The 6,046-nt window shown below is 64.3% G+C and carries 5 protein-coding genes; 4 read left to right on the top strand and 1 reads right to left on the bottom strand.

The annotated features are described in order from the left end of the window. Positions 1-42 precede the first annotated feature (42 nt). From ACXJKO_RS10565 to ACXJKO_RS10550, 4 genes are all read left to right on the top strand, one after another. The gene (locus ACXJKO_RS10565) at positions 43-909 is read left to right on the top strand and encodes a UTP--glucose-1-phosphate uridylyltransferase (RefSeq protein ID WP_457091047.1); all 867 of its coding nucleotides are present in this window, start codon (positions 43-45) and stop codon (positions 907-909) included. A 35-nt stretch (positions 910-944) separates the two neighbouring features. Beyond that, entirely contained in the window at positions 945-1,931 is a 987-nt protein-coding gene (galE, locus tag ACXJKO_RS10560; protein WP_457091044.1) for a UDP-glucose 4-epimerase GalE, read from the top strand. Between the two features lie 78 nt (positions 1,932-2,009). Then, complete coding sequence (locus tag ACXJKO_RS10555) at positions 2,010-3,227, top strand: lytic murein transglycosylase (RefSeq protein WP_457091043.1); 1,218 nt, start codon at positions 2,010-2,012, stop codon at positions 3,225-3,227. Between the two features lie 54 nt (positions 3,228-3,281). After that, positions 3,282-4,526, top strand: a complete 1,245-nt coding sequence (locus ACXJKO_RS10550) for an SGNH/GDSL hydrolase family protein (RefSeq protein ID WP_457091042.1) — start codon at positions 3,282-3,284, stop codon at positions 4,524-4,526. An 81-nt stretch (positions 4,527-4,607) separates the two neighbouring features. Here the strand turns inward: ACXJKO_RS10550 and ACXJKO_RS10545 are convergent, their stop codons facing one another. Further along, on the bottom strand, positions 4,608-6,029 hold the full coding sequence (locus ACXJKO_RS10545) for a glutamate synthase subunit beta (RefSeq protein WP_457091041.1): 1,422 nt from the start codon (positions 6,027-6,029) through the stop codon (positions 4,608-4,610). Positions 6,030-6,046: the final 17 nt, after the last annotated feature.

Raw genomic sequence — 6,046 nt, 5'->3', positions numbered from 1 at the left:
CCTGTAACACATGCCTACTCCTGCCCAAACATGGCTTACTCAATGAAGCGCATTCGCAAAGCAGTCCTCCCCGTTGCCGGTCTCGGCACCCGTTTTCTTCCGGCCACCAAGGCCGTTCCGAAGGAGATGATGTGCGTCGTGGACCGCCCCGTGGTTCAGCACGTGGTGGACGAGGCGCGCGCCGCCGGAATCGAGCAGTTCATCTTCGTCACCGGCCGCAACAAGGCCGTGATCGAGGATCATTTCGACATCGCCTATGAGCTCAACCGCACCCTCGAAAGCCGCGGCAAGACCAAGGAGCTKGAGCTTCTCGCCAAGGACCAGCCAAAGGCCGGCCAGACCAGCTTCACCCGCCAGCAGGAGCCCCTCGGCCTCGGTCATGCGGTGTGGTGCGCTCGCGAGCTCGTGGGCGACGAGCCCTTCGCCGTCATTCTCCCCGATATGCTCAGCCGGGGCTCCATGGAGCAGATGATCGCGGCCTACGACAAGCATGGCGGCAACATYATCGCCGTCGAGGAGGTGCCGGAGGACCAGACGCACCAATACGGCATCGTCTCGGTGGGCCAGGAATTCGGCCAGACCTTCGAGATCACCGGCATGGTGGAGAAGCCSCCGAAGGGCACCGCGCCCTCCAACTACATCATCTCCGGCCGCTACATCCTCCAGCCCGAGATCTTCGACCTGCTCTCCACCCAGGAGCGCGGCGCGGGCAACGAGATCCAGCTCACCGACTCGATGATCCGCCTGATGAAGRACCATCCTTTCTTCGGCATGAAGTACGAAGGCAGGACCTACGATACGGGCTCGAAGATCGGCTTCCTCATGGCGAATGTCGCCTATGCGCTGGAGCGCGAGGAGCTCTCGGCCGACTTCCGCAAGGARCTCGAGGCGCTGCTGCGCCARAAGTAATTAAGCTCGATAACGCGACAAGGCAGGAGACACAAATGACAGTGCTGGTGACGGGCGGTGCGGGCTATATCGGCAGCCATATGGTCCTCGAACTGCTTGATGCGGGCGAGAAGGTCGTGGTGCTCGACAACCTGTCCACTGGCTTCCAATGGGCCGTGCCGCCGGAGGCCACTCTCGTCGTCGGCGATGTGGGCGACCAAGCGCTCGTGACGCAGGTCATAGAGGAGCACGGCATCGACAGCATCCTGCATTTCGCGGCGCGCATCGTGGTGCCGGAATCGGTCACCGACCCGCTCGGCTATTATTTCAACAACACGGTCAAAACCCGCGCGCTCATCGAGACGGCGGTAAAGACCGGCGTGAAGAACTTCGTGTTCTCCTCCACGGCCGCCGTCTACGGAAATTTACAGGCACCGCTCCTGACCGAGGACATGCCGCTCTCGCCCATCAATCCTTATGGCCGCAGCAAGCTCATGAGCGAGTGGATGTTGCAGGACGCCGAGGTCGCCCACGGCCTGCGCTATGCGATCCTGCGCTACTTYAACGTGGCGGGCGCCGATCCGAAGGGGCGCTCGGGGCAATCGACGCCGCAGGCGACCCACATCATCAAGGTGGCGGCCCAGGCGGCGCTGGGGCAGAGGCCCCATCTCGACGTGTTCGGCACGGATTACGAGACCCCGGACGGCACATGCGTGCGCGACTACATCCAGGTCAACGATCTGGCCCGCGCCCATCTCGTGGCCCTGCGTTACTTAAGCGCGGGAGGGGCCTGTACGGTCATGAATTGCGGCTACGGCCACGGGGCCTCGGTTCTGGARGTCGTGGACACCGTCAARAAGGTYTCSGGCAYCGATTTCGAGGTGCGCCTGAGCCCCCGCCGCGCCGGCGATCCGGCCCAGCTGGTGGGAGCAGTCGATCGAATCAGGGCGCTCGGCTGGGAGCCGCTCCATGACAATCTGGAGGAAATCGTCGATCAGGCCCTGCGCTGGGAGCGGGTTCTGGTGGAACGGAAAGCCGCATAAAGGCGGTCTATCAACCCGGTATTAACTCTCTTAATGTCGCTATGGCAGGACGAATTGTCCCGTACCATGAGCGACCCCATGCATCAGCCGATCCGTGCGGTGCGCCGCCTCTGTGGCGCACTCTTTCTTGGTCTGACCCTCACCATCGGCCTGAATGGGGCGATTCCGGCAGCGCATGCGCAGGATGCCGGCTTCCAGCGTTTCGTGCAGAACCTCTGGCCCGCCGCCAAGGCGAGGGGCGTCTCCCGCGCCACCTTCGACGAGGCGTTCCGGGGCGTTGAGCCCGATCCCAAGATCATCGCGCTGACCAAGAAGCAGTCCGAGTTCGTCCGCCCGATCTGGGAGTACATCAACGGCTCCATCTCGGCCCAGCGCCTCCAGCGCGGCCAGCAGATGGCCTCCGAGTGGTCGAAAACCCTCGCCATGATCGAGAAGATCTATGGCGTTCCAAGCTCCGTGGTGCTCGGCGTCTGGGGCATGGAAACCAATTTCGGCAGTTTCACCGGCTCGATCTATGCGGTGCGGGCGCTCTCGACCCTGGCCTATACGGGCTACAGGGACGACTTCTTCAAGGAAGAGCTGCTCGTCGCCCTTCAGATTCTGGAAGGGGAGCATATCGACCGCGCCAAAATGCTGGGCTCCTGGGCCGGCGCCATGGGCCAGACCCAGTTCATGCCTTCCAGCTTCATGAAATACGCGGTGGACGGCAACCGGGACGGCGTGCGCGACATCTGGGGCACCGTGCCTGATGCCATGGCCTCCACCGCCAATTACCTACGCCAGCAGGGCTGGGAGCAGGGGCTCCCCTGGGGCTTCGAGGTCAAGCTGCCGCAGGGCTTCGATTTCCGTTACTTAAGCGGCACATTCCCGCAATGGCAGCATGTGGGCCTGCGCCGCGCCGACGGCAAAGCCATGCCGCGCGGCGGCGAGGCCACCCTGTTCCTGCCGGGCGGGGCGAATGGCCCGGCCTTCCTGGTCACCAAGAACTACGACGTGATCAAGACCTACAATTCGTCCGATGCCTATGCCATGGGCGTGGCGCATCTGGGTGACCGCCTCATGGGCGGCCTGCCGATCCAGGGCGCTTGGCCCAAGGATCAGCCCATGATGGACAAGGACGAGCGCCAGGAGCTACAGAAGCGGCTGGCGGGCTTAGGGTTCTACGAGGGCACGACGGACGGCAAGTTCGGCTCCAAGACCCGCGACGCGGTGCGGAACTTCCAACTCAAGCGCGGCTTGACCCCGGATGGCTACGCCGATTACGCGGTTTTGCGCGAATTGCGCGCGGCCCGCTGACGAGGTTCCGGTATAGCGCTATATTAAGGCGGTCCGGAACGAGAGGAGCCGCCTATGCGCTTGGTGCCGATCCTTCGTATGCTCTCGCTTGGCGCGCTGATCTCTGTCAGCGGTGGCCCGGCCGCATGGGCGCAGTATTATTATCCGCAGCAACAGCAGCAACAGCCGGCGGGCCGCCCCGACCCCCGGGCCTATCCGCCGGGCTATTACCCAGGCAAGCTGGTCCAGCCGGCTCAGCCGCAGCAGGGTTTTAGCCTCCGCCGCTTGTTCGGCGCTCCCGAGGAGCCCCCGCCACCCGCGCGCCAGCCGGTGGCAAGGCCCCGGCGGCCCGCGCCTCCGCCTCCGGCAGTTGTGGCGAAGCCCGAAAAGCCCAWGGTCAACCCCACGATCAATGTGGTGGTCTTCGGCGATTCGCTCGCCGATTTCGCCCGCCAGGGTCTGGACGCCATGTTCTCTGATAATCAGGACGTGGCCGTCGTTGCCAAGACGCGCGGCGGCAGCAACCTCGTGCGCAGCGACCCCGCCGAGTGGCCGAACTTCATCAGAACAACCCTCGATTCCGGCCAGAAGGCGACGCTCGCCGTTATCATGCTGGGCCTGAGCGACCGGCAGGCGCTGAAGGACGGCGATGACAGCGTGGAACTGCTCTCCGACCGCTGGAAGGATGTCTATACCCGCCGGATCGACGACATCGTGCGCAGCCTCCGCGAGCGCAATATCCCCGTGGTCTGGATCGGCCTGCCGCCCATGAAAAACAGCCGCCAATCCGAGGATCTCGTTGCCATGAACGAGATCTACCGGGAAAGCGTTCAGCGCAATGGCGGCACTTACGTGGATATCTGGCCGGGCTTCGTGGATGACGAGAACCGCTACACCACCAACGGCCCCGATGTGGACGGCGAGCCCGCCCGCCTGCGCACCAGCGACGGTGTTTCCTTTACCGGCGCAGGCTCCCGCAAGATCGCGCATTTTGCCGATGTGGAGATCAAGAAGATATTGGAACCGAAAGACGGCACGCCCGTCGCGACCACGCCTGTCGAGGGGCAGCCCGCTTCTCTCGAGGCTGCATTGCCCCTGCCGCCGGAAGTGGCTGCCCCGGTCGCCCTGCCGGTGAAACCGCTGATCGGCCCCGTGCTGCCTCTTACCAAGCAGGACGTGACACCTGGCGGAGCCCTGGTCTCGGCTCCTCCGAAGCTCACCGGCGATCACGCCTATTCCGTGCAGCGGGCGCTTCGCACCGGCATCGCGCCGAATTCCCGCCCAGGACGCGCGGACGATTTCCGCTGGCCGGGATCGTAGTGCTGACGCGCAATCGATGAAAACAAAACGGCGGCCGTCTTCGAGACAGGCCGCCGTTCTGGTTGATGATGTCGTTGTTCGTTACACCGGCAGCGTGCTGTCGCCTGTCAGGAAGATGTCGATGGAGCGCGCGGCCTGGCGGCCTTCGCGGATGGCCCAGACCACGAGGGATTGGCCGCGACGCATGTCGCCTGCGACGAACACCTTCTCGCTCGACGTCTTGTAGCTCCTGTCGTCGGCCACCACGTTGCCGCGGCGATCCATGTCAACGCCGGATTGCTCCAGCAGGCCTTCCTTCACGGAGCCCGCGAAGCCGATGGCGATGAACACGAGGTCGGCCTTGAGGATGAACTCGCTGCCGGCAATCGGCTGGCGCTTCTCGTCCACGCGGGCGCATTGCACGCCGATCACGTGGCCCTTCTTACCTTCGATGCCGAGCGTCGCCGCCTGGAACTCACGCTCCGCGCCTTCGGCTTGGCTAGACGAGGTGCGCATCTTGGTCGGCCAATAGGGCCACACGGTGAGCTTGTCTTCGCGCTCGGGCGGACGCGGGCGGATGTCGAGCTGCGTCACGGAGAGCGCGCCTTGACGGAACGCGGTGCCGACGCAGTCGGAGGCCGTGTCGCCGCCGCCGATCACCACAACGTGCTTGCCGCCCGCGAGGATCGGCTCGACGGTCACATCCTCGCCGCCGACGCGCTGGTTCGACTGGGTGAGATAGGGCATCGCATTGTACACGCCCTTCAGGTCCTGGCCCGGCAGGTTCGGGTTGCGCGGGTCTTCCGCGCCGCCGGCAAAGAGCATCGCGTCGAACTCGTTGTGAAGCGAGGCGAAGCTGCGATCCACGCCGATATTCACGCCGCAATGGAAGATGACGCCTTCGGCTTCCATCTGCTTCACGCGGCGGTCGATGTGGTATTTCTCCATCTTGAAGTCCGGAATGCCGTAACGCAGCAGGCCCCCGGCGCGCGCCTGACGCTCGAATACATGCACTTCATGGCCGGCGCGCGCGAGCTGCTGCGCGGCGGCAAGACCCGCAGGGCCGGAGCCAATGACGGCAACACGCTTGCCGGTCGAGAAGTCCGCGGGCTCGGGCTTGATGAAGCCCATCTCCCACGCCTTGTCGGCGATGGCCTGCTCGATGGTCTTGATCGCGACCGGCTGGTTTTCGAGGTTGAGCGTGCAGGCTTCCTCGCACGGAGCGGGGCAGATGCGCCCCGTGAATTCCGGGAAGTTGTTCGTGGTGTGGAGGTTGCGCGAAGCCTCCTCCCAGTCGTTCTGCCAGACCAGATCGTTCCAGTCCGGAATCTGGTTGTGCACCGGGCAGCCCGTCGGCCCGTGGCAGAAGGGAATGCCGCAATCCATGCAGCGTCCCGCCTGCTTCTTCAGATCGTTGTCGTCGAGCGGCAGCGTGAATTCGCGGAAGTGGCGCACGCGCTCACCGGCGAGCTGATACTTCTGATCCTGCCGGTCGTATTCGAGAAAGCCTGTGACCTTGCCCATCGGTTTGCCCCTTTAAT

Source organism: Microvirga sp. P5_D2 (assembly GCF_054049475.1).
Note: the sequence above shows the minus strand (reverse complement) of the source record. Positions and strands in the feature narration are given on the sequence as shown.